The organism is Bradyrhizobium sp. MOS001, assembly GCF_004634465.1.
In the GTDB taxonomy this organism is placed as follows: domain Bacteria; phylum Pseudomonadota; class Alphaproteobacteria; order Rhizobiales; family Xanthobacteraceae; genus Bradyrhizobium; species Bradyrhizobium barranii.
This window is the reverse complement of record NZ_SPVJ01000002.1, coordinates 342,572-363,083: the sequence shown is the minus strand read 5'-3', so window position 1 is coordinate 363,083 and position 20,512 is coordinate 342,572. Positions and strand designations below refer to the sequence as shown.

At 64.6% G+C, this 20,512-nt stretch carries 18 protein-coding genes; 16 read left to right on the top strand and 2 right to left on the bottom strand.

Features of this window, described 5'->3' with window-relative positions; all coding sequences use genetic code 11:
* Positions 1-101: 101 nt before the first annotated feature.
* Positions 102-1,787 carry a PAS domain-containing methyl-accepting chemotaxis protein gene (locus tag CT676_RS05145; RefSeq protein ID WP_167767946.1) on the bottom strand — a complete coding sequence of 562 codons (1,686 nt, stop codon included), beginning with the start codon at positions 1,785-1,787 and terminating at the stop codon, positions 102-104.
* A gap of 306 nt (positions 1,788-2,093) precedes the next feature.
* On the opposite strand from CT676_RS05145, the gene tsaB reads away from it, so the two are divergent.
* The 12 genes from tsaB to trmB all read left to right on the top strand — a co-directional run bounded on the left by tsaB (position 2,094) and on the right by trmB (position 13,029).
* A complete protein-coding gene (tsaB, locus tag CT676_RS05140; RefSeq protein WP_135214076.1) occupies positions 2,094-2,789 on the top strand; it encodes a tRNA (adenosine(37)-N6)-threonylcarbamoyltransferase complex dimerization subunit type 1 TsaB in 696 nt (231 codons plus the stop codon).
* Complete coding sequence (gene rimI, locus CT676_RS05135; RefSeq protein ID WP_063980127.1) at positions 2,786-3,271, top strand: ribosomal protein S18-alanine N-acetyltransferase; 486 nt, start codon at positions 2,786-2,788, stop codon at positions 3,269-3,271. The genes tsaB and rimI overlap by 4 nt, the downstream gene beginning before the upstream one ends.
* 39 nt (positions 3,272-3,310) lie before the next feature.
* Positions 3,311-3,766 carry a Fur family transcriptional regulator gene (locus CT676_RS05130; RefSeq protein ID WP_028150589.1) on the top strand — a complete coding sequence of 152 codons (456 nt, stop codon included), beginning with the start codon at positions 3,311-3,313 and terminating at the stop codon, positions 3,764-3,766.
* A 52-nt stretch (positions 3,767-3,818) separates the two neighbouring features.
* Positions 3,819-4,499 (top strand): HAD family hydrolase, encoded by a 681-nt coding sequence (locus CT676_RS05125; RefSeq protein WP_085405053.1) that lies wholly within the window; start codon positions 3,819-3,821, stop codon positions 4,497-4,499.
* A 189-nt stretch (positions 4,500-4,688) separates the two neighbouring features.
* Complete coding sequence (gene miaB, locus CT676_RS05120; protein ID WP_028150587.1) at positions 4,689-6,083, top strand: tRNA (N6-isopentenyl adenosine(37)-C2)-methylthiotransferase MiaB; 1,395 nt, start codon at positions 4,689-4,691, stop codon at positions 6,081-6,083.
* A 64-nt stretch (positions 6,084-6,147) separates the two neighbouring features.
* On the top strand, positions 6,148-7,143 hold the full coding sequence (locus tag CT676_RS05115; protein ID WP_071908935.1) for a PhoH family protein: 996 nt from the start codon (positions 6,148-6,150) through the stop codon (positions 7,141-7,143).
* An 83-nt stretch (positions 7,144-7,226) separates the two neighbouring features.
* Complete coding sequence (gene ybeY, locus CT676_RS05110) at positions 7,227-7,715, top strand: rRNA maturation RNase YbeY (RefSeq protein WP_223153827.1); 489 nt, start codon at positions 7,227-7,229, stop codon at positions 7,713-7,715.
* A gap of 1 nt (position 7,716) precedes the next feature.
* Positions 7,717-8,835 (top strand): hemolysin family protein, encoded by a 1,119-nt coding sequence (locus CT676_RS05105; protein WP_063980132.1) that lies wholly within the window; start codon positions 7,717-7,719, stop codon positions 8,833-8,835.
* A complete protein-coding gene (gene lnt / locus CT676_RS05100) occupies positions 8,832-10,445 on the top strand; it encodes an apolipoprotein N-acyltransferase (protein ID WP_135214074.1) in 1,614 nt (537 codons plus the stop codon). The genes CT676_RS05105 and lnt overlap by 4 nt, the downstream gene beginning before the upstream one ends.
* A 219-nt stretch (positions 10,446-10,664) precedes the next feature.
* On the top strand, positions 10,665-11,078 hold the full coding sequence (locus CT676_RS05095) for a helix-turn-helix transcriptional regulator (RefSeq protein WP_008131807.1): 414 nt from the start codon (positions 10,665-10,667) through the stop codon (positions 11,076-11,078).
* A gap of 86 nt (positions 11,079-11,164) precedes the next feature.
* Positions 11,165-12,322, top strand: coding sequence for a M20 family metallopeptidase (locus CT676_RS05090; RefSeq protein WP_135214073.1), 1,158 nt, complete (start codon positions 11,165-11,167; stop codon positions 12,320-12,322).
* Positions 12,319-13,029: a tRNA (guanosine(46)-N7)-methyltransferase TrmB gene (gene trmB / locus CT676_RS05085; protein WP_135214072.1), complete on the top strand. Its 711-nt coding sequence runs from the start codon at positions 12,319-12,321 to the stop codon at positions 13,027-13,029. The genes CT676_RS05090 and trmB overlap by 4 nt, the downstream gene beginning before the upstream one ends.
* A 134-nt stretch (positions 13,030-13,163) precedes the next feature.
* On the opposite strand, the gene CT676_RS05080 is transcribed toward trmB, so the two are convergent.
* The gene (locus CT676_RS05080) at positions 13,164-14,246 is read right to left on the bottom strand and encodes a DUF2336 domain-containing protein (protein WP_135214071.1); all 1,083 of its coding nucleotides are present in this window, start codon (positions 14,244-14,246) and stop codon (positions 13,164-13,166) included.
* Positions 14,247-14,630: 384 nt separating this feature from the next.
* Here CT676_RS05080 and rimP point away from each other — a divergent pair, with 384 nt between their 5' ends.
* From rimP to infB, 4 genes are all read left to right on the top strand, one after another.
* Positions 14,631-15,389: a ribosome maturation factor RimP gene (gene rimP / locus CT676_RS05075; protein WP_063980137.1), complete on the top strand. Its 759-nt coding sequence runs from the start codon at positions 14,631-14,633 to the stop codon at positions 15,387-15,389.
* 2 nt (positions 15,390-15,391) lie between these two features.
* Entirely contained in the window at positions 15,392-17,002 is a 1,611-nt protein-coding gene (gene nusA / locus CT676_RS05070; RefSeq protein WP_028150578.1) for a transcription termination factor NusA, read from the top strand.
* Positions 17,003-17,025: 23 nt separating this feature from the next.
* Positions 17,026-17,709, top strand: coding sequence for an RNA-binding protein (locus CT676_RS05065; RefSeq protein WP_071908928.1), 684 nt, complete (start codon positions 17,026-17,028; stop codon positions 17,707-17,709).
* Positions 17,710-17,781: 72 nt separating this feature from the next.
* Positions 17,782-20,490, top strand: coding sequence for a translation initiation factor IF-2 (gene infB, locus CT676_RS05060; RefSeq protein WP_063980139.1), 2,709 nt, complete (start codon positions 17,782-17,784; stop codon positions 20,488-20,490).
* The last annotated feature ends 22 nt before the right edge of the window (positions 20,491-20,512 follow it).

The window sequence follows — 20,512 nt, the reverse complement described above, 5'->3', positions numbered from 1 at the left end:
CGTAGGGTGGGCAAAGGCGCGCTTGCGCCGTGCCCACCGTGCAATCATCGCGAAAAGAAGAGGTGGGCACGCTTCGCTTTGCCCACCCTACGAGATCTCTCCTACGCCGCCCGGCCGATGCTCGCCGCCTCTTCCGCGGCCTTGCGCATGCTCGCCGACATTTCGCTGGTGACGGTGCTCTGCTCCTCGACGGCGGCGGCCGTTGACGACACATATTCGCTGACGCCCTCGATCGCGCCCCGGATCGCCCCCAGCGCGGCGACCACGTCGACCGAGATGCCGTTGAGATTGCCGATCTCCTGCTCGATCCGATCAGCCGCCTGCTTGGCCTGATTGGCGAGGTTCTTCACTTCAGATGCCACCACGGCAAAGCCGCGACCGGCCTCGCCGGCGCGCGCGGATTCGATGGTGGCGTTCAGCGCCAGCAGATTGATCTGACCGGTGATGCTGCCGATCAGCTGCACGATCATGCTCATCGACTCCGCCGCCTGAGTCAGCCGCTGCGCCTGATGGTCCGCCGCCTCGACCCGATCGACCGCGGTCGATGCGGTCTCGCGCGAGCGCGTCATGGCTTCCGCGATCTCGCGCACCGAGGCGTTGAGCTCCTCGGCACCGGCGGCGACCGATTCCATCATGTCGCGCACCTTTTCGCTGCGCTTGCGCGCGATCACCTGGGCGGTGGTGTCGGAGGCGTATTTCACGACCTTGAACGGATTGCCGTTGAGATCGCGGATCGGATTGTAGGAGGCCTGAATCCAGACCTGCCGGCCGCCCTTGCCGACGCGCTGATATTCACCGGACTGGAATTCACCGGCGTTCAGCCTGGCCCAGAAGGCGCGATAGGCTTCGCTGTCGCGCTCGTCGGCGCCCACGAACATGCTGTGATGCTTGCCGACGATCTCGGACAGCGTATAGCCGAGCGCGCCGAGGAAGTTTTCATTGGCCGTCAAAACCTTGCCGTCCATGCTGAACTCGATCACGGCCTGCGACTTGCCGATCGCCTCGATCTGGCCGGCGAAATTCGCATTCGACAGCTTCTGCGCGCTGACGTCGGTGGCGAACTTCACCACCTTGAACGGCTTGCCGGTCTCATCGAGGATCGGATTGTAGGAAGCGAGAATCCAGACCTCCTTGCCGCCCTTGCCGAAGCGCTTGTACTCGCCGGACTGGAATTCGCCGCGGCCGAGCTTCGCCCAGAATTCGCGATAGGCTGCGCTATCGCGCTCACCTGCCCCCACGAATATGCTGTGATGCTGCCCCTGGATCTCGTCGAGCCGATAGCCCACCGTGCTCAGGAAATTCTCGTTGGCGGTGATGATGGTGCCGTCGAGATTAAACTCGATCACCGCCTGGGCGCGGCCGATCGCGGAAATCTTGCCGGCATCTTCGAGGCTGCGGATCTTGCGCGCGGTGATGTCGGTCGCGAACTTGACGACCTTCACCGGTTTGCCGGCCTCGTCGATGATCGGATTATAGGACGCCTGGATCCAGATCTCGCGACCGCCCTTGCCGAGCCGCTTGTATTCGGCTGATTGATATTCGCCGCGGCCGAGCTGCGCCCAGAACTCGCGATAGGCCGCGCTGCCCCGCTCCTCCGGCATCACGAACATGCTGTGGTGCTTGCCGGCGACCTCGTCGAGCCGGTAGCCCATCGCGTCCAGGAAATTCTGGTTGGCCGTGATAATGGTGCCGTCGAGATTGAATTCGATGACCGCCTGCGACTTGCCGAGTGCAATGACCTGAGCCAAGGCCTCCCTAGCCGAAGAACCGCTTCGCCAAAAAGACATAAATGAACCCTTCCAAATGACCGAACAGGCGCGGCTTGATCTGCCAAAGCGCCCCGTCTGAGTCGTCGTTGACTCGCTCTCCCGCCCGTTGACGGTGTCATTGGTTTGCTAATGATTACTTAAAATGACAACATTTCAATCACTTAGCTATCTCTAAGGTTGCAAATTGATGCATCCGCATCGAAAATGGGGAGCGAAAATTTTGTCGCCTTCGCGCCCACGTAGAATTACGGGGCCGATCGTGCGCCTGTCGAGAAATCAAACTTGGACTGGTTCGACCGCGGCTCGACCGACTAAGCTGATTCGATGCTGATCCTTGCCATCGATACTGCGCTGGAGGCGTGCGCGGCCGCCGTTCTCGACACCGACGCCGGCCAGCTGCTTGCGGAGGAATCGCTTCTGATGAAGCGCGGCCACGCCGAAGCGCTGATGCCGATGATCGCGCGCGTGATGCAATCGGCCGATCTTGCCTTCACCTCGCTCGACCGCATCGCCGTCACCGTCGGTCCCGGCAGCTTCACGGGCCTGCGGGTGGGCATTTCGGCGGCGCGCGGCCTTGCGCTCGCGGCGAAGCGGCCCGCCGTCGGGCTGACGACGCTTTCGGCCTATGCCGCCACCGTCGTCGGCCAGAGCGGAACGGCGCCGGTGATCTCGGCGATCGATGCGCGGCACGATCACGTCTACTTCCAGATCGTAGCCGGCGACGGCAGCCCGCTGGTGCGGCCGAGCGTCGTGCCAATTGACGCGGCGATTGCGGCCTCGCAATTCGGTGCGCCGCATCTGGTCGGCAATGCCGCAAAGATCCTCGCCGATCGCTGGCCGAAGGACGGTCCGCAACCCGTTGCGGTCGACGCGCAGCCCGCGCCTGACATCGGCTGGATCGCCTGGCTCGGCGCCGCGGCCAATCCCGAAACCACGCCGGCGCGGCCGTTCTATCTGAAGGCGCCCGACGCAAAGCCGGCCGCACAGCCACCGTTCGCAGCACAAGCCGCAACCTCATGATGAGATGGCTTTCGGAATGGTGGCGCGGCGGCACGGCCGCCGTCGAGCCGGCCTCCACGCGCGACGCCGCGCGGCTGGCGCAGTTGCACGGACAATCCTTTGCCCGCGGCTGGGGCGAAGGCGAGTTCGAAGGCATGATCGGCGAGCGCAACACGCTCGTGCACCGGTTGCGGCTCGGCCGCAAGACCATCGGATTCGCGGTCTCGCGAATCGGCGCGGACGAAGCAGAAATCCTCTCCATCGCGGTCGACCAGGCTCACCGCGGCCGCGGGCTGTCCGGCACGCTGCTGATGACGCATCTCGGCCACCTCGCAGGGCGCGGCGTGCGCACAATATTTCTCGAAGTCGAGGAAAATAACCAGCCGGCGCGGCGGCTCTACGATCGGGCCGGATTCATGGTGGTCGGGCGCCGCGAACGCTACTATAAGCAGCCCAACGGGGAACAATTGAACGCACTTCTGATGCGACGTGACTTGTCGTAACATTGATGGCAGAAAGCGCCCCCGTCAGGCAGACACACTATGACTGGACTTAAACCTTCCTCCGCCTCCAAGGCGACCGGCATCGAGGCTCGCTGCGCCGCCACCGGCATGCGCATGACCGAGCAGCGCCGCGTCATCGCCCGCGTGCTGGCGGAATCGGTCGACCATCCCGACGTCGAGGAACTTTACCGGCGCTGCGTCGCCGTCGACGACAAGATCTCGATCTCGACCGTGTATCGCACCGTCAAGCTGTTCGAGGATGCCGGCATCATCGAGCGCCATGATTTCCGCGAGGGCCGCGCGCGCTACGAGACGATGCGCGACAGCCATCACGACCACCTCATCAATCTGCGCGACGGCAAGGTGATCGAGTTCACCTCCGAGGAGATCGAGAAGCTGCAGGCCGAGATCGCCCGCAAGCTCGGCTACAAGCTGGTCGATCACCGGCTCGAGCTCTATTGCGTTCCGCTCGACGACGACAAGCCGACGTCTTGAGTGGCATGATCTTGTCGGAAAACCGCTTCACACTTTTCCGGATCATGCCGTAGTGCCTATAGATCTCATCATCTTCGATTGCGACGGCGTGCTCGTGGACAGCGAGGTGATCTCCTGTCGCGCACATGCGGACGTGCTGACACGGCACGGCTATCCGATCACGTCGGAGCAGGTGCTGGTCCGCTTCCTCGGCGTATCCGAGAAAGACGCGCGGCGGATGGTCGAACAGGAAATCGGCCACAACCTCCCCGACGATCTTGAGAGCCAAGTGAATGCGGCCACGCTGCAATTTTACGCCAGCGATTTGCAGCCGATCACCCACGTGGCCGCAGCGATTGCCGCAATCGATTTGCCGAAATGCGTCGCATCGAGCGGCACGCCGGAGAAGATCCATCACGGCCTGACATGCGCCGGGCTCTACGACCTGCTCGCCCCGAACATCTTTTCCGCGAGCCAGGTCGCTCGCGGCAAGCCCGCACCCGATCTGTTCCTGTTTGCCGCCGAACGGATGAAAGCCGCGCCGGAACGGTGCGTCGTGATCGAGGACAGCGTCCCCGGAGTGACCGGCGCGCATGCCGCCGGGATGAGCGTGCTGGGCTTTCACGGCGGCAGCCATTGCCCGCCGGGTCACGCCGAGAGGCTGCGTGCCGCCGGCGCCGGATTGACGTTCGACGATATGCGGCACTTGCCGGACCTGGTCCGGCGGGTCGCGGGGAACACCCGGGCGGGCTGATTTCGGCCCCGTCGTCATTCCCAGGCACACGCAACGCGTATGAACCCGGAATCTCGCGCCAAAACCTCTGGAATCCGGGTTCTCCCGCCTTGCGGGCGCCTAGGAACCACCCCACTGGGTGTCAATCGCTGGATTTTCGCCCCTCCAGCCTATATCTGAGGGGCGTCCTCCACCTCAATTCCGGGTTCCATGACGCCGCCGCGCAAGCTGCACATCAAATCATATGGCTGCCAGATGAACGTCTACGATGCCCAGCGCATGGTGGACACGCTGGCTCCGGAAGGATTCGTGGAGACGGCCAACGCGGAGGATGCCGACCTCGTCATCCTCAACACCTGCCATATCCGCGAGAAGGCCTCCGAAAAGGTCTATTCCGAGCTCGGCCGGCTGCGGGTCGCCAAGGACGAGGCCGCGCGCGGGGGCCGGGCGATGCAGATCGCGGTGGCGGGCTGCGTGGCGCAGGCCGAGGGTGGGGAGATCACGCGCCGCGCGCCGGTGGTTGACGTCGTGGTCGGCCCGCAGAGCTATCATCACCTTCCGGAGCTTTTGAAGCGCGCGCGCGACGAAGGCCGTGCGATCGAGACCGAGTTTCCCGCAGCCGACAAGTTCGGCTTCCTGGCCCAGCCAAAACCCGATGCGATTCGCGCGCGCGGCATTTCCGCTTTCGTCACGGTGCAGGAAGGCTGCGACAAGTTCTGCACCTTCTGCGTCGTGCCCTATACGCGCGGCGCCGAAGTCTCACGTCCCGTGGCGAAGATCGTCGACGACGTGAAGCGGCTCGCCGACAACGGCGTGCGCGAGCTCACGCTGATCGGGCAGAACGTCAACGGCTATCACGGCGAGGGACCGGACGGGACAAGCTGGCCGCTCGGCCGGTTGCTCGAACACCTGGCGAAGATTCCCGGCATCGCGCGGCTGCGCTATTCGACCAGCCATCCCCGCGATGTCGATGACAGTTTGATTGCAGCCCATCGCGATCTCGGTGAACTGATGCCGTTCGTGCACCTGCCGGTGCAGTCGGGTTCGGACCGGATTCTCGCCGCCATGAACCGGAAACATACCGCCGATGATTATCGGCGTGTCATCGACCGTTTCCGGTCCGCGCGCCAAGACATTGCTTTTTCATCAGATTTTATCGTGGGCTTCCCCGGCGAAAGCGAGCAAGATTTTCTCGCCACCCTCGCGCTTGTCACGCAAATCGGCTACGCTGCCGCATATTCGTTCAAATACTCCGCCCGGCCGGGAACGCCGGCCGCGGATATGCAGGAGACGGTGTCCCCCGCCGAGATGGACCAGCGATTGGAGCGGCTCCAGGAACTGATCGACAGCCAGCAATCGGCCTTCAACAAGGCCGCGATTGGCTCAACGGTCGATGTGCTGTTCGAGCGTCCGGCCCGCAAGGAGGGCCAGATCGTCGGCCGCACTGCCTTCCTTCAACCTGCGCATGTGATGGCCTCGCCCGACATCATCGGACAGATCCTGCCGGTCCGGATCGACAGCCTCGAACGCTATAGTTTCCTCGGTGAGCTCGTGACGCCGCGTAACGCGCGCGAGCCCGCTTTATCGCAAGCCATTGGAGCCTGAACCCTTGCCAAAAAGCGCATCGGATTCGTCTTCGTTCGCTCCCAGCCGCAAATTTGACCGCGACATGCAAGTTCCGCCCGAGACGCAGGTCGTCATCGACTTCGACGACAATCGCGCCGCTTCCGCGCTGGTCGGCCCCTACGGCCAGCATCTCGCCCAGATCGAGCGGCGGCTCGGCGTCGTGGTCGACTCCAAGGGCAACCACATCACCATCGGCGGCACGCGCGACGGCTGCGACGCCGCGCGCCGCGTGCTGGAGACACTCTACGCGCAGGCCGTGAAGGGGCAGGATCTCGACCAGGGCGAAGTCGAAGGCGCGATCCGCGCCGTGATCGCGCAGGGCTCGCTGTTCGAATTCGACGCCAAATCGGCCAAATCCACCTTCGACAGCATCAATTTGCGCAAGCGGCCGGTGCGCGCGCGCACTGCCGCGCAGGATTCCTACATCCGCGCGCTGAAGCGCCACGAGCTGGTCTTCGGCATCGGCCCCGCCGGCACCGGCAAGACCTGGCTCGCGGTCGCGCATGCCGCGCAGCTGTTCGAGCGCAAGGAAGTCGACAAGATCATACTGTCGCGTCCGGCGGTCGAGGCCGGCGAGCGGCTCGGCTTTTTGCCCGGCGATCTCCGCGAGAAGGTCGATCCGTATCTCCGTCCGATCTACGACGCGCTTTACGACCTCATGGACGCGCGCATCGTCGAGCGGGCGCTCCAGACCGGCGAGATCGAGATCGCGCCGCTCGCCTTCATGCGCGGCCGCACGCTGACCAACGCTGCGATCATCCTGGACGAGGCGCAGAACACCACGTCGATGCAGATGAAGATGTTCTTGACCCGTCTCGGCGAGAACAGCCGCATGATCGTGACCGGCGATCCCTCGCAGATCGACCTGCCGAACGGCCAGACTTCGGGCCTTGCGGAAGCGACGCGCCTGCTGGGCGGCGTCGAAGGTATTGCACAAGTTCATTTCAAAGCCGAGGACGTGATCCGCCACGAGCTCGTGGCACGAATCGTCTCTGCCTATGAGGGGCAGCCGCAGCGGCCGGCCACCGGTAAATCCTAGCGAGACAACAACCGGACCATACGGGCGCGGACGCAGGCGCCTTTTCGTTCCGAACAAAGACAATGTCACATCCAAACCTTCCCATGACCGAGGTCCTCGTCGTTGCCGATTGCTGGCAGCGCGAGCCCGATTCCGAAGCGGTGATCCAGCGTGCGGTGGCGGCCGCCGCCGAGAGTGTCGACGAGGACGTTGCCGACGCCGAAGTGGCCGTGATGCTGACCGATGATGCCGGCATCCGCACGCTCAACAGCAACTGGCGCGGCATCGACAAGCCGACCAACGTGCTGTCGTTCCCCGCGCTCCAGCCGGAGGGCGAGTGGAAGGAAGGCGATGCGCCGCGCATGCTCGGCGACATCGCGATCGCCTACGAGACCATGCGGCGCGAGGCGGACGAGGAACAGAAGCCGTTCGATCATCATTTGAGCCATCTCGCCGTGCATGGTTTCCTGCACCTGGTCGGCTACGACCACGAGAACGATGGCGACGCGGAGGAGATGGAAGCGCTCGAACGAGAGATCCTGTCTCATCTCGGCATACCCGATCCCTATGCAGACCGCCCGGGGACGCATTGAGATGCCCGATTCCGACCCTATTCACGACAATCCGCGCAATACCGCCAATTTGCCGGTCGTGGTGACATCAGGCGAGGTGATGCGGCCGACCGCGGAAGGCTGGCTGCTGCGTGCCATTCGCACCCTGTTCGGCTGGAAGGCGGGATCGGTGCGCGACGATCTCCAGGTCGTGCTCGATGCCACGACGCCCGACGACACCGGCTTCTCGACCGTCGAGCGCACCATGTTGCGCAACATCCTCGGTCTGCACGAGCGCCGCATCGCCGACGTCATGGTGCATCGTGCCGACATCATCGCGGTGAAGCGCGACATCCCGCTCGGCGAGTTGATGGACCGCTTCGAGAGCGCCGGTCATTCGCGCCTCGTCGTCTACAACGAGACGCTGGACGACCCCGTCGGCATCGTCCACATCCGTGATCTGCTCGCTTTCATGACCGCGCGCGCACGGGTGTCCGAGGCCACGAAAACCAAGCGCAAGAAGCCGCTGCCGGCCGGCCTCGACCTGCGTACGGTCGACCTGGCGTTACCGCTGCAGGATGCGCGCATCATCCGCAAGCTGCTCTACGTGCCGCCGTCAATGCGGGCGATCGACCTGCTGGCGCAGATGCAGGCCACGCGCATTCATCTGGCGCTGGTGGTCGACGAATATGGCGGCAGCGACGGACTGGTTTCGCTCGAGGACATCGTCGAGCAGATCGTCGGCGAGATCGACGACGAGCATGACAGCGACGAGCCGCCCTCGATCGTGCGCCTGCCCGACAACGCCTTCATTGCAGACGCCCGCGCCAGCCTCGACGACGTCCGCACGGTGATCGGCGAGGATTTCGTCACCGGCGAGGCGGGTGAGGAAGTCGAGACGCTCGGCGGCTATCTCGTCAGCTTCGTCGGGCGCCTGCCGGTGCGCGGCGAGGTGATCTCCGGCCCCGGCCATTACGAGATCGAGGTGCTCGATGCCGATCCGCGCCGCGTCAAGCGGCTGCGCATCTCGACACGGAAGGAGCGTCCTGCGCCGCGTACCCAGCGCGAGAGCCGCCGCCGCGAAGCCACGCCGGAGAGCGGCCAACCGCCTTCCAGCGACACGCCCGTCCCGCCGCCAAGCGACGGGACCGGTTCGCAGTGAGCCCGTTCCAGCGGTTTCGGCAGATTGCGCTTGCCATCATCCTCACCTGGGGATGGAAGCGTGCGCTCATCGCGATGGGATGCGGTGCGCTGTCGGTGCTGGCGCTGGCGCCATTCAATGTCTTTCCGGTGCTGTTCATCACCTTCCCGGTGCTGGTCTGGCTGATCGACGGCGCGGGCGCCGGACGATATCGCGGCGTCCCCGCCGCGGCACTGACGGGCTATTGGTTCGGGCTCGGCTATTTCGTCCCCGGCCTCTACTGGATCGGCTACGCCTTCTTCGTCGACGCCGATGTGTTCGCGTGGCTGACACCGTTCGCCGTGCTTGGCTTGCCGGCCTATCTCTCCATCTTCACTGCGATCGGATTCGCGCTGGCCCGCCTGCTCTGGACCAAGGATGCCACGCGCATCCTCGCGCTGGCCGCAAGCCTCACCATCGCCGAATGGCTGCGCGGTCACGCATTGACCGGCTTCCCCTGGAACGCGTTCGGCTATGCCCTGTCCGAGCCGCTGCCGCTGGCGCAGACGGCGTCGCTGATTGGCCTGTGGGGCATGACATTCCTTAGCATCGCGATCTTCGCAAGCCCCGCGGCTCTGATCGACCGTACTCCCGATCGCCGCCCGGCATGGCGCGCGCCGGCGGCTGCGATTGCTCTTCTGATTGTCATGAGCATCTTCGGCGCGATCCGGCTGTCGCTGCATCCGACCACGATGGTCGCGGGCGCGAAGCTGCGCCTGATGCAGCCGGACCTCCAGCAGGACGCGAAATTCAACTACGCCGCCAAGGCGGAGGTGATGAAGAAATATCTGGCGCTGTCGGACCGCGCCTCGGGGCCGCAATCCACCGGCGTGCGCGATGCCACCATCCTGATCTGGCCGGAATCCGCCTTTCCGTTCTTCCTGACCCGCGAAGCCGACGCGATGGCGCAAATCGCCGAGCTGCTGCCGAAGGGCACGGTGCTGATTACTGGCTCGGTCCGCGCCCCCGACCTGCCGCGGGGCACGCCGATCACGCGCGCCTATAATTCGATCTACGTGATCGATCACGACGGCAGCGTGCTCTCGGTCTACGACAAGCTGCACCTCGTGCCGTTCGGCGAATTCCTGCCCTACCAGGACCTGATGGAGAAGCTCGGCTTCGAGCAACTCACGCGCGTGCGCGGCGGATTCATTCCGGGCAGCGTGCGACATGCGCTATCGGTGCCCGGCGCGCCGCCCGCGCTGCCGCTGATATGTTACGAAGCAATTTTTCCAGGCGAGGTCGCCGGCCGCAATGAGCGTCCGGGCTGGATCGTGAATCTCACCAATGACGGCTGGTTCGGCATATCGACCGGTCCCTATCAGCATCTCGAGCAGGCCCGGATGCGCGCAATCGAGCTCGGATTGCCGCTGGTCCGGTCCGCCAATACCGGCGTGTCAGCGGTGATCGATCCGGTGGGACGAACCGTTGCCAGCCTCGGCCTCGGCGTCGAAGGCATTTTGGATGCAAACCTGCCCGCCGCAATTCCGCCGACCGTCTATGCGCGGGTGGGCGACGTGCCCGCAGCCATGCTCGTTGCGCTGGCCGTGTTTCTGGCGGTCCGCCGACGTGTTGCCAAACGGCACCCCTGATCACGCCTCGCGGCCGCCGCGACCGGAATCCTTTGACAACCGTAGTCCCACGGTTGACAGACTGCACGCGCCCTCCTCATTCTGCACCGGCTGCAAAAGACAGTGGGCGTTGCTAAATTTCTCCGCAATGTTTCCCAATAACAGGGTTTGATTTTGACGCTGCTGGCACCGGAGGCATTCTTGTGATTGCGCCGAAGGTGATGTTTGGAGGCTGAGGAAATGTCGAAAGCGCCCAACCCTGTTGACAAATATGTCGGCAGCCGCGTGCGTATGCGCCGCATCATGTTGGGCATGAGCCAGGAAAAGCTCGGTGAAGCTTTGGGCCTGACTTTCCAGCAGATCCAGAAGTACGAGAAGGGCACGAATCGCGTCGGCGCGAGCCGCATCCAGCAGATCGCCGAGATTCTGCAGGTGCCGGTGTCGTTCCTGTTCGAGGGCGGACCGAGCGGCGTGGCCGGCCCGGACGGCTTCGCCGAAGGCGCCTCGCCTTCCTATGTCTCGGACTTCCTCGCGACCTCCGAAGGTCTCGCTCTGACCAAGGCGTTCACCCGAATCACTGATTCGAAGATGCGCCGCTCGATCGTCGATCTTGTCGAGCAGATCGCCGCCCGCGAAGGTCCCGACAAACGCTGACGCGACGGCTCAATCCGATTTGAGACTGCGTCAAATCTGGCCTATGTCGTCATTTGCGGGCGCGTTTTTGGTGCGCGCCCTCTTCGATGATGCGGTTCAAAGGCACAGATGCGTTCATGACCAAGTCCAATTGGTTCGATTCACAAACTATTCTCGATGGCATCCGTCGCTGGGTGGAGATCGAGACGCCGACGGACACACCTGAACAGGTCAACAAGCTGATCTCCGTGGTCGCGGAGCAATACCGCGATCTGCCGGTTACGCTCGAGCGCGTCGCCGGCGTCGATGGCTGCGGCGATCATCTCGCTGCACGCTCGACCTGGGGCCAGGACCGGCCGGGCATTTTGGTGCTGAGCCACCTCGATACCGTTCACCCGATGGGATTCATCGAGCGCCTGCCGTTCAAGGTCGAAGGCGACAGCGCGTTCGGTCCCGGCATCTACGACATGAAGGGCGGCGCCTATATCGCCCATCACGCCTTTCGCGCGCTCTGCGCCGCCGGCGACCGCTCGCCGCTCGGCATCACCCATTTGTTCACCTCCGACGAGGAGATCGGCAGCCCGACCTCGCGCGCGCTGATCGAGGCGGAAGGGCGCAAGGCCAAATACGTGCTTGTGACGGAGCCCGCGCGCGACGGCGGCAAGATCGTCACCGGACGCAAGGGCGTCGGACGATTCGAAGTATTCATCAAGGGTGTGCCCGCACATGCCGGCACGAGGCCCCAGGATGGCCGCAGCGCGATCCGCGAGCTTGCCAACGTCATCCTGGCGCTGGAAGCGATGAATGATCTGGCACGCGGCGTTACGGTGAATGTCGGCGTGGCGCGCGGCGGCACGCGCCCCAACGTCACGCCGGAGGAGGCCTTTGCCGAAGTCGACCTGCGCGTGCCGAGCTTTGCCGACGCGGAAGAGTTCGTCGGCAAGATCCTCGGGCTGACATCGAAGACGGATGGCGTCACCGTCAAGGTCACGGGCGGGCTCAACCGTCCACCTTATGAGAAGAGCAATGCAGGCGCCTCGCTGTACGAACACGCGAAGTCGCTTGCCACCGAGATCGGCTTCGAGCTGATCGACACTCACACCGGCGGCGGCTCGGATGGCAATTTCACCGCCGCCCACACCGCAACGCTCGATGGACTCGGCGTCGACGGCAAGGGCGCACACACCCATTATGAGCAGATCTACCTCTCGTCGCTCGAACCGCGCGCGCGGCTGCTCCATCGCCTGTACCAGACGCTGCGATGAGCGAACGAAAATCAGATCCCGATCGCGATGATAGCGAGCGCGCCTTCTTCGGGCGCCGCAAGGGCCACAAGCTCAGGCAGCACCAGGCCGAGCTGATCGATCATCTACTGCCGCATCTTTCACTCGACATCGAGGGCGAGAAGCCGGCGAATGCCAATGAGATCTTCGATTCCGCGGCCGACGATGTGCGGCTTGAGATCGGATTCGGCGGCGGCGAGCATCTTGCGGCCGAGGCCCAGAACTTCGCCACGACCGGCTTCATCGGCTGCGAGCCCTATGTCAACGGCATGGCAAAGATCCTCGCGCAGATCGAGGCCGCCAACATCGGCAACATCCGTCTGTTCGCAGGCGATGCCGCCGAGCTGCTGGCCTGGCTGCCGCAGGCATCGCTGTCGCGGATCGACCTGATCCATCCCGATCCCTGGCCGAAGCGGCGGCACTGGAAGCGGCGCTTCGTCCAGGACCGCACCATCGCCGCGATGGCACGCGTGCTGAAGGCGGGTGGCGAATTCCGTTTCGTCTGCGATATCGACGATTACTGCGCGTGGACGCTGATGCATCTGTCGCGGTCGACGGATTTTCAGTGGCTCGCCGAATGCGCCGATGATTTCCGTCGGCCATGGGACGGCTACACCATGACGCGCTACGGCAGGAAGGCCACGCGCGAAGGGCGCAAGACCACGTATCTGCGGTTCAGGCGCGCATAGATTCTTCGCGCGATCCATCGATAATCGTCATGCCGGGGCTTGTCCCGGGCATCCACGTACTTTCCTTCTGTGGGCAGCAAGAACGTGGATGGCCGGGACAAGCCCGGCCATGACGACGAAGATCCGTACTTTGATTAGATCGTCTGGCGGTTGCGCCAGAATTTCACGACGCGCTCGGCCGTTGACGGCATCAGGCGCGTGAAGTTCACGCGCGCCTGCTCGAGATCGGCATCGGCCGGCGTGCGATGCGGGCCGTACCACATCAGGATCAGCGCGCGCACCGTGGGCCAGCCGAGATTGAGCACGCGCCCCAGAATGAGAATCGGATCGTAGCGGTCGCCCGCGACCAGGCGATCGAGGATCGAGAGGCGGACACCGGACATCGCCGCGAGCGAGGCGATCGATTCCTCGTATTTGAGCGCCTTGGCGAAGCCGAGCAGCGCGCTCTCGCCGAGATGACCCTCGCGATGCAAGGTCAGCACCGTGCGCTGTGCATCCGAGAAATCGCGGCGCGGCCCCGGCGGCAGCGCGGCCTCCTCGATCGCCGCCATGGCGCGCTTGATCTCGACCTGGCGCACGGGATTGACCACGCTCGAGAGGCGGCGGCGGATGACGTCGAGCGTGCCGTCGAGCAGCTGTTTCAGGTGCTCGCCCGAGAGATCGTTGCGCTGGCCGATCTTGAGCGTCAGCACGCCGTCCTGCGACGCACGCTTGATCAGCTCGGAATAGCTGCCTTGCGAGAACTCCGCGCCGGCATTGCCCGCGGCGCGACGCACCACGTCGCGATCGCCGCGCTCGACCAGCACGTCGGTGATGGCGGCCGACAGTGCGGGGCGCTCGGTCATCGCTAGCAGATGGCCCTGACCCTTCAGCCGCGCGATCTCGACGAGAGCGGCGTCGTCGAGCACCGGCGAGCGGCGCAGCACAGGACCCGCCACCATGATCTCGTTTTCGCGCGCGAGCTGGCTCACCAGATGCGGCGGCGCATTGTTCAGGCGCGAGAAACGCTCGGCGAGGTCGACGCGCGAGGCAAGCTCGGCATGCGGAACGAGATCGATCAGCAGATTGTCGAAGAGATCGACGAGATCAGGACGGAGCTTCTCGGCGTCCTGGAAGAACAGTTGGGCGATGGCGCGCGCGATCTCGCCGCGACGCCGGGGGTCGCCGCGTTTGACGATCTCGTCCAGTCCGGGAATGAGCGACGTGGCAGCGGTCATGAAAACGCAACTCGTACAGGGCACGCCGCGGGTGCGCCCTTGGTCCAAGTCGCCCCACAATCAGGGAATTTAGGCCTGCTAGATGAAGGAAGCGTTGCGCGGGGGGCCACAGGCCGGGCGCAAAAAGCCTCGTCTTTCCCGCGATGGGCCTTGTCCGGGAGGACGGAAAGGGCTATATCAGCGCCAATTCATCTTCTCATACGATCCGCGTAGTGAGAGTGGGCCCGAAAGGACCCGCTCTTTTTTATTACCTGAACGCGGCTTGGTGGAAGATATGCGACCCGGCGAGCTGCCGGGATAAAGAGTTCCGAAACAGGCTCTGCAGATCCTAACCTGTTCAAGTCCTTAACCAAGCCTTAACCATCGAGCGCCTTGACCCCTGATATGACCGAACCGAACACTGGTTCCACGGATGCCGAGTTGCTGGCCGAGCCGAGGCTCGTGGTCGAGCCGGGCGTGGCGGCACGTGTGTCTGCGGTCGCAGGTCCGGTGCTCGAGGGCATGGGCTACCGCCTGGTGCGGATCCGCATCTCCGGCGAGGCCGGCTGCACCGTGCAGATCATGGCCGAGCGGCCGGACGGCTCGATGCAGCTCGAGGATTGCGAAGCGATCTCGCGGGCGCTGTCGCCCGTGCTCGACGTCGCGGACCCCATCGACCGCGCTTATCGGCTGGAAATCTCCTCGCCGGGGATCGACCGTCCGCTGGTGCGCCGCTCGGATTTCGAGCGCTATTCCGGCTATCTGGTGAAGATCGACATGGCGGTCGCCCATGAGGGGCGGAAGCGGTTCCGTGGCATGCTTGGTGCCGTCGAAGGCGACCGCGTGCACCTGCATCGCGACGACGTCAAGGCGAACGATAATCCCGACGTTCTCCTGACGATGGAAGACATCGGTGAGGCACGCTTGGTGCTGACCGACGAGCTGATCGCGGAATCCATGCGCCGCGGCAAGGCCGAGGAGCGCCAGATGCGCCGCGATCTCGGCATCGAGCCGCCGGCTGCACCGCACGCGGAAATCAGTGCGAAGATCACCAAGAACACCAAGCCGCAAAAAAAGAAGCCGGCACCGACCAATACGAAGAAGCACCGCCTGGCCGCCGAACGCGCGCGGCGGGGCGAGATCGAGCCTGACGAAGGAGACTAGCCATGGCAGTCAGCGCCAATCGACTTGAATTGCTCCAGATCGCCGATGCCGTCGCGCGCGAGAAATCGATCGACCGCGGCATCGTCATCGCGGCGATGGAAGACGCCATCGCCAAGGCGGCACGGGCACGTTACGGCAGTGAGACTGACGTTCATGCCGAGATCGACCCGAAGAAGGGCGAGCTGCGGCTGTCGCGCCACATGCTGGTGGTCGAGAAGGTCGAAAATCATTCCAACCAGATCTCGCTGGTGGATGCGCAGCGCGCCAATCCCGGCGCCCAGGTCGGTGACACCATCGCCGATACGCTGCCGCCGCTGGAATATGGCCGCATCGCCGCGCAATCGGCCAAGCAGGTGATCGTGCAGAAGGTGCGCGAGGCCGAGCGCGACCGCCAATATCAGGAATTCAAGGACCGCATCGGCGACATCGTCAACGGCGTCGTCAAGCGCGTCGAATATGGCAGCGTGATCGTCGACCTCGGCCGCGGTGAAGCCATCATCCGCCGCGACGAGATGCTGCCGCGCGAAGTGTTCCGCAACGGCGACCGCGTCCGCGCCTACATCTTCGACGTCCGCCGCGAGACCCGCGGCCCGCAGATCTTCCTCTCCCGCACCCATCCGCAGTTCATGGCGAAGCTGTTCGCGCAGGAAGTGCCTGAGATCTATGACGGCATCGTCGAGATCAAGGCGGTGGCCCGCGATCCCGGCTCGCGCGCGAAAATCGGCGTGATTTCCCGCGATTCCTCGGTCGATCCCGTCGGCGCCTGCGTCGGCATGCGCGGCTCGCGCGTGCAGGCGGTGGTGAACGAGCTGCAGGGCGAGAAGATCGACATCATCCCGTGGTCGCCCGACATCGCGACCTTCGTGGTCAACGCGCTGGCGCCGGCCGAAGTCTCCAAGGTCGTCATCGACGAAGACCGCGAGCGCATCGAGGTCGTCGTGCCCGACACCAACAACCAGCTCTCGCTGGCGATCGGCCGCCGCGGCCAGAACGTGCGTCTGGCCTCGCAGCTCACCGGCTGGGACATCGATATCCTGACCGAGCAGGAGGAATCGGAGCGCCGCCAGGCCGACTTCGAGAACTCCACCCGCGTCTTCATGGAATCGCTCAACGTCGACGAGGTGGTCGGCCAGCTGCTGGCGTCCGAAGGCTTCACCTCGGTCGAGGAACTCGCGATGGTGGACCTCAAGGAACTCGCCGGCATCGAAGGCTTCGACGAGGAGACCGCGCAAGAGCTCCAGAACCGTGCCCGCGAATATCTCGAGCAGCAGGAGGCCGAGATCGAGGCCAAGCGCAAGGAGCTCGGTGTCGAGGACGCCGTCAAGGACGTGCCGGGCGTCACCTCCAAGATGCTGGTGAAATTCGGCGAGAACGACATCAAGACCGTCGAAGACCTCGCCGGCTGCGCCACTGACGATCTGGTCGGCTGGACCGAGCGCAAGGAAGGCGGCGAGCAGACCAAATTCCCTGGTGCGCTCGACGGTATCGAGATCTCCCGTGACGATGCCGAAGCCATGATCATGCAGGCCCGCGTCAAGGCCGGCTGGATCACCGAAGCCGATCTCGCCAAGCCCGCCGAAGAGGCCGAGGCGACCGAAGATCAGCCGGCTTAAGGACGAAGGAGAATGTCGCCCGGATGCTCGCAGATACTGACCACGATCTCGACCATGGACCGCGGACCGAAAGGTCCGCGACCATGCGGATGTGCGCGGTCAGTCGCGAGGTCCGGCCGATCGACGAGCTGATCCGCTTCGTCATTTCGCCGCAAGGCGACATAGTTCCCGATCTCAAGCGCAAGCTGCCCGGACGCGGCATGTGGGTCACCGCCTCGCGCGAGGTGGTTGCGGAAGCCGTGCGGCGTCACCAATTTAGCAAAGCCTTCAAGCGCGAGCTGCGCACTCCCCAGACGCTTCCCGCCGACATCGAGGCGCTCCTGGTTCGGAGCGTGACGGAAGCCCTTGGGATTGCCGCCAAGGCGGGCCAGATTGTGGCCGGCTTCGGCAAGGTCGAAAGCGCCCTGCGGGAAGGCACGGCCGAGGTCCTGATCCATGCCAGCGACGGGGCCGCGGACGGAATCCGCAAATTGGACATGCTGGCACGTCAAAATGGCGGGAATCGCGGCGCCAAGCCGCAGATTCCCGTCGTCACTGCGTTGAAATCGATAGAATTGGATTTGGCACTTACCCGGTCAAATGTGATACATGCTGCCCTGCTCGCGGGCCCGGCGAGCAAGTCATTCCTGTCACGTAGCCAGATGCTGGTCCGATACCGGATGGCGGACGATGACAAGACTGCCGAAAAGCCCGGCCAGGATTTCTGAGAGACAACGACGACCCAATAGGACGGTGCGGCAACGCACAACGTTAACAAAGATCAGGATTAGGACTGCTGAATGGTTGATACCAAGACCCCTGACGACAAGAAGCTGAGCGTTCCGAGCAAGACGCTATCGCTCAAGCCGCGCGTCGAAACGGGCACTGTGCGTCAGAGCTTCAGCCATGGCCGCAGCAAGCAGGTCGTGGTCGAGAAGCGCGGCAAGCGCCGCGTCGACGGCAGCCCCGAACCGCAAGCTCCCGCGGTTGTTGCAAAGCCGGCACCGGCCGCGCCTGCTCCCGCTCCGGCACGCCCGGCTCCGCCGCGCAACGCCGGCTCCGGCGTGGTGCTGCGCACGCTGACCGAGGACGAACGTTCCGCCCGCGCCAGCGCGCTGGCCGACGCCAAGGTGCGCGAAGTCGAAGAGCGCCGCCAGGCCGAAGACGAAGCCCAGCGCCGCGCTGTCCGCGAAGCCGCCGAACGCGTCGAGCGCGAAGCCGCCGAGGCCCGCCGCAAGGCCGAGGATGAGCGCCACCGCCACGAAGAGGAAGCCAAGCGCAAGGCCGAAACCGAGGCCAAGAAGCGTTTTGGCGAAGGCGAACAGCCGGCGTCAGCCGCGCGCCCTGCAACTGCCGCCCCGGCCGCTCCCACGCCACGTCCTGGCGCGCCCGCAGCACGCCCCGGCACCACCACGACCACGGCACGCCCGGGAACAACCACCGCGCGCCCTGGAACGACCACCGCGAGGCCGGGAGGCGGCCCGTTGGGTCGCGCTCCCGCGGTCGCAGCCGGACCGGACGAGGACGATGGTCCGCGCCAGATCCGTCGCGGTCCCGGCGGCGCCGCGCGTCCCGTGGTAGCCCCCAAGCCCACCCACAAACCCGGCCCGCAGAAGGAGCGCGGTCGCCTGACGGTCGTGACCGCATTCAATGCCGACGACGTGCGCGAGCGCTCGATCGCCTCGTTCCGCCGCCGCACTCAGCGCCTGAAGGGCCATGCCGCGAACGAGCCGAAGGAAAAGCTCATCCGCGAGGTGGTCATTCCGGAAGCGATCACCATCCAGGAGCTCGCCAACCGCATGGCCGAGCGCGCGGTGGAAATCATCCGCATGCTGATGAAGCAGGGCGCGATTCACAAGATCACCGACGTGATCGACGCCGACACTGCGCAGCTGATCGCCGAAGAGCTTGGTCACACCGTCAAGCGCGTTGCCGCGTCCGACGTTGAAGAAGGCCTGTTCGACGCCACCGACGATTCCACCGACACCGAGACGCGTTCGCCGGTGGTGACCGTGATGGGTCACGTCGACCACGGCAAGACCTCGCTGCTCGACGCGCTCCGCCATGCCAACGTCGTCTCCGGCGAAGCCGGCGGCATCACCCAGCATATCGGCGCCTATCAGGTGCTGTCGCCCGAAAGCGGCAAGAAGATCACCTTCATCGACACGCCCGGCCACGCCGCGTTCACCGCGATGCGCGCCCGCGGCGCCAAGGTGACCGACATCGTCGTGCTGGTGGTTGCTGCCGATGACGGCGTCATGCCGCAGACGATCGAAGCCATCAACCACGCCAAGGCGGCGCGGGTGCCGATCATCGTTGCCATCAACAAGATCGACAAGCCCGATGCGAAGCCCGAGCGCGTGCGCACCGAGCTGCTCCAGCACGAGGTGCAGGTCGAATCCTTCGGCGGCGAAGTCGTCGACGTCGAAGTGTCAGCCAAGAACAAGACCAATCTCGACAAGCTGCTCGAGATGATCGCGCTCCAGGCCGACATCCTCGACCTGAAGACCAATTCGGAGCGTCCGGCCGAAGGCACCGTGATCGAAGCCAAGCTCGATCGCGGCCGTGGCCCGGTCGCGACCGTGCTGGTCCAGCGCGGCACGCTTCGTGTCGGTGACATCATTGTCGCCGGCGCCGAGATGGGCCGCGTCCGCGCGCTGATCTCGGATCAGGGCGAGACGGTGCATGAGGCCGGTCCTTCGGTTCCGGTCGAGGTGCTCGGCTTCAACGGTCCGCCGGAGGCCGGCGATCGTCTCGCGGTGGTCGAGAACGAAGCCCGCGCCCGCCAGGTCACCAGCTATCGCGCGCACCAGAAGCGCGAGAACGCGGCTGCCTCGATCTCCGGCATGCGCGGCTCGCTTGAGCAGATGATGTCGCAATTGAAGACGGCGGGCCGCAAGGAATTCCCGCTGATCATCAAGGCCGACGTGCAGGGCTCGCTCGAAGCGATCCTCGGCTCGCTGGAGAAGCTCGGCACCGACGAAGTCGCAGCCCGCATCCTGCATGCCGGCGTCGGCGGCATCTCGGAATCGGACGTGACGCTCGCGGAAGGCTTCAATGCCGCGATCATCGGCTTCTCGGTTCGTGCCAACAAGGAGGCGGCTGCGGCCGCCAAGCGCAACGGCATCGAGATCCGCTACTACAACATCATCTACGACCTCGTGGACGACGTGAAGAAGGCGATGAGCGGCCTGCTCGCGCCGACCCTGCGCGAAACCATGCTGGGCAATGCCGCGATCCTGGAGATCTTCAACATCTCCAAGGTCGGCAAGGTCGCCGGCTGCCGCGTCACCGACGGCACCGTGGAACGCGGCGCCAATGTGCGCCTGATCCGCGACAACGTCGTCGTGCACGAAGGCAAGCTGTCGACGCTGAAGCGCTTCAAGGACGAAGTGAAGGAAGTCCAGTCCGGTCAGGAGTGCGGCATGGCCTTCGAGAACTACCACGACATGCGTGCCGGTGACGTGATCGAGTGTTATCGCGTGGAGACGATCCAGCGCTCCCTGTAAGTCCAAATCTTACCGAAGCGCC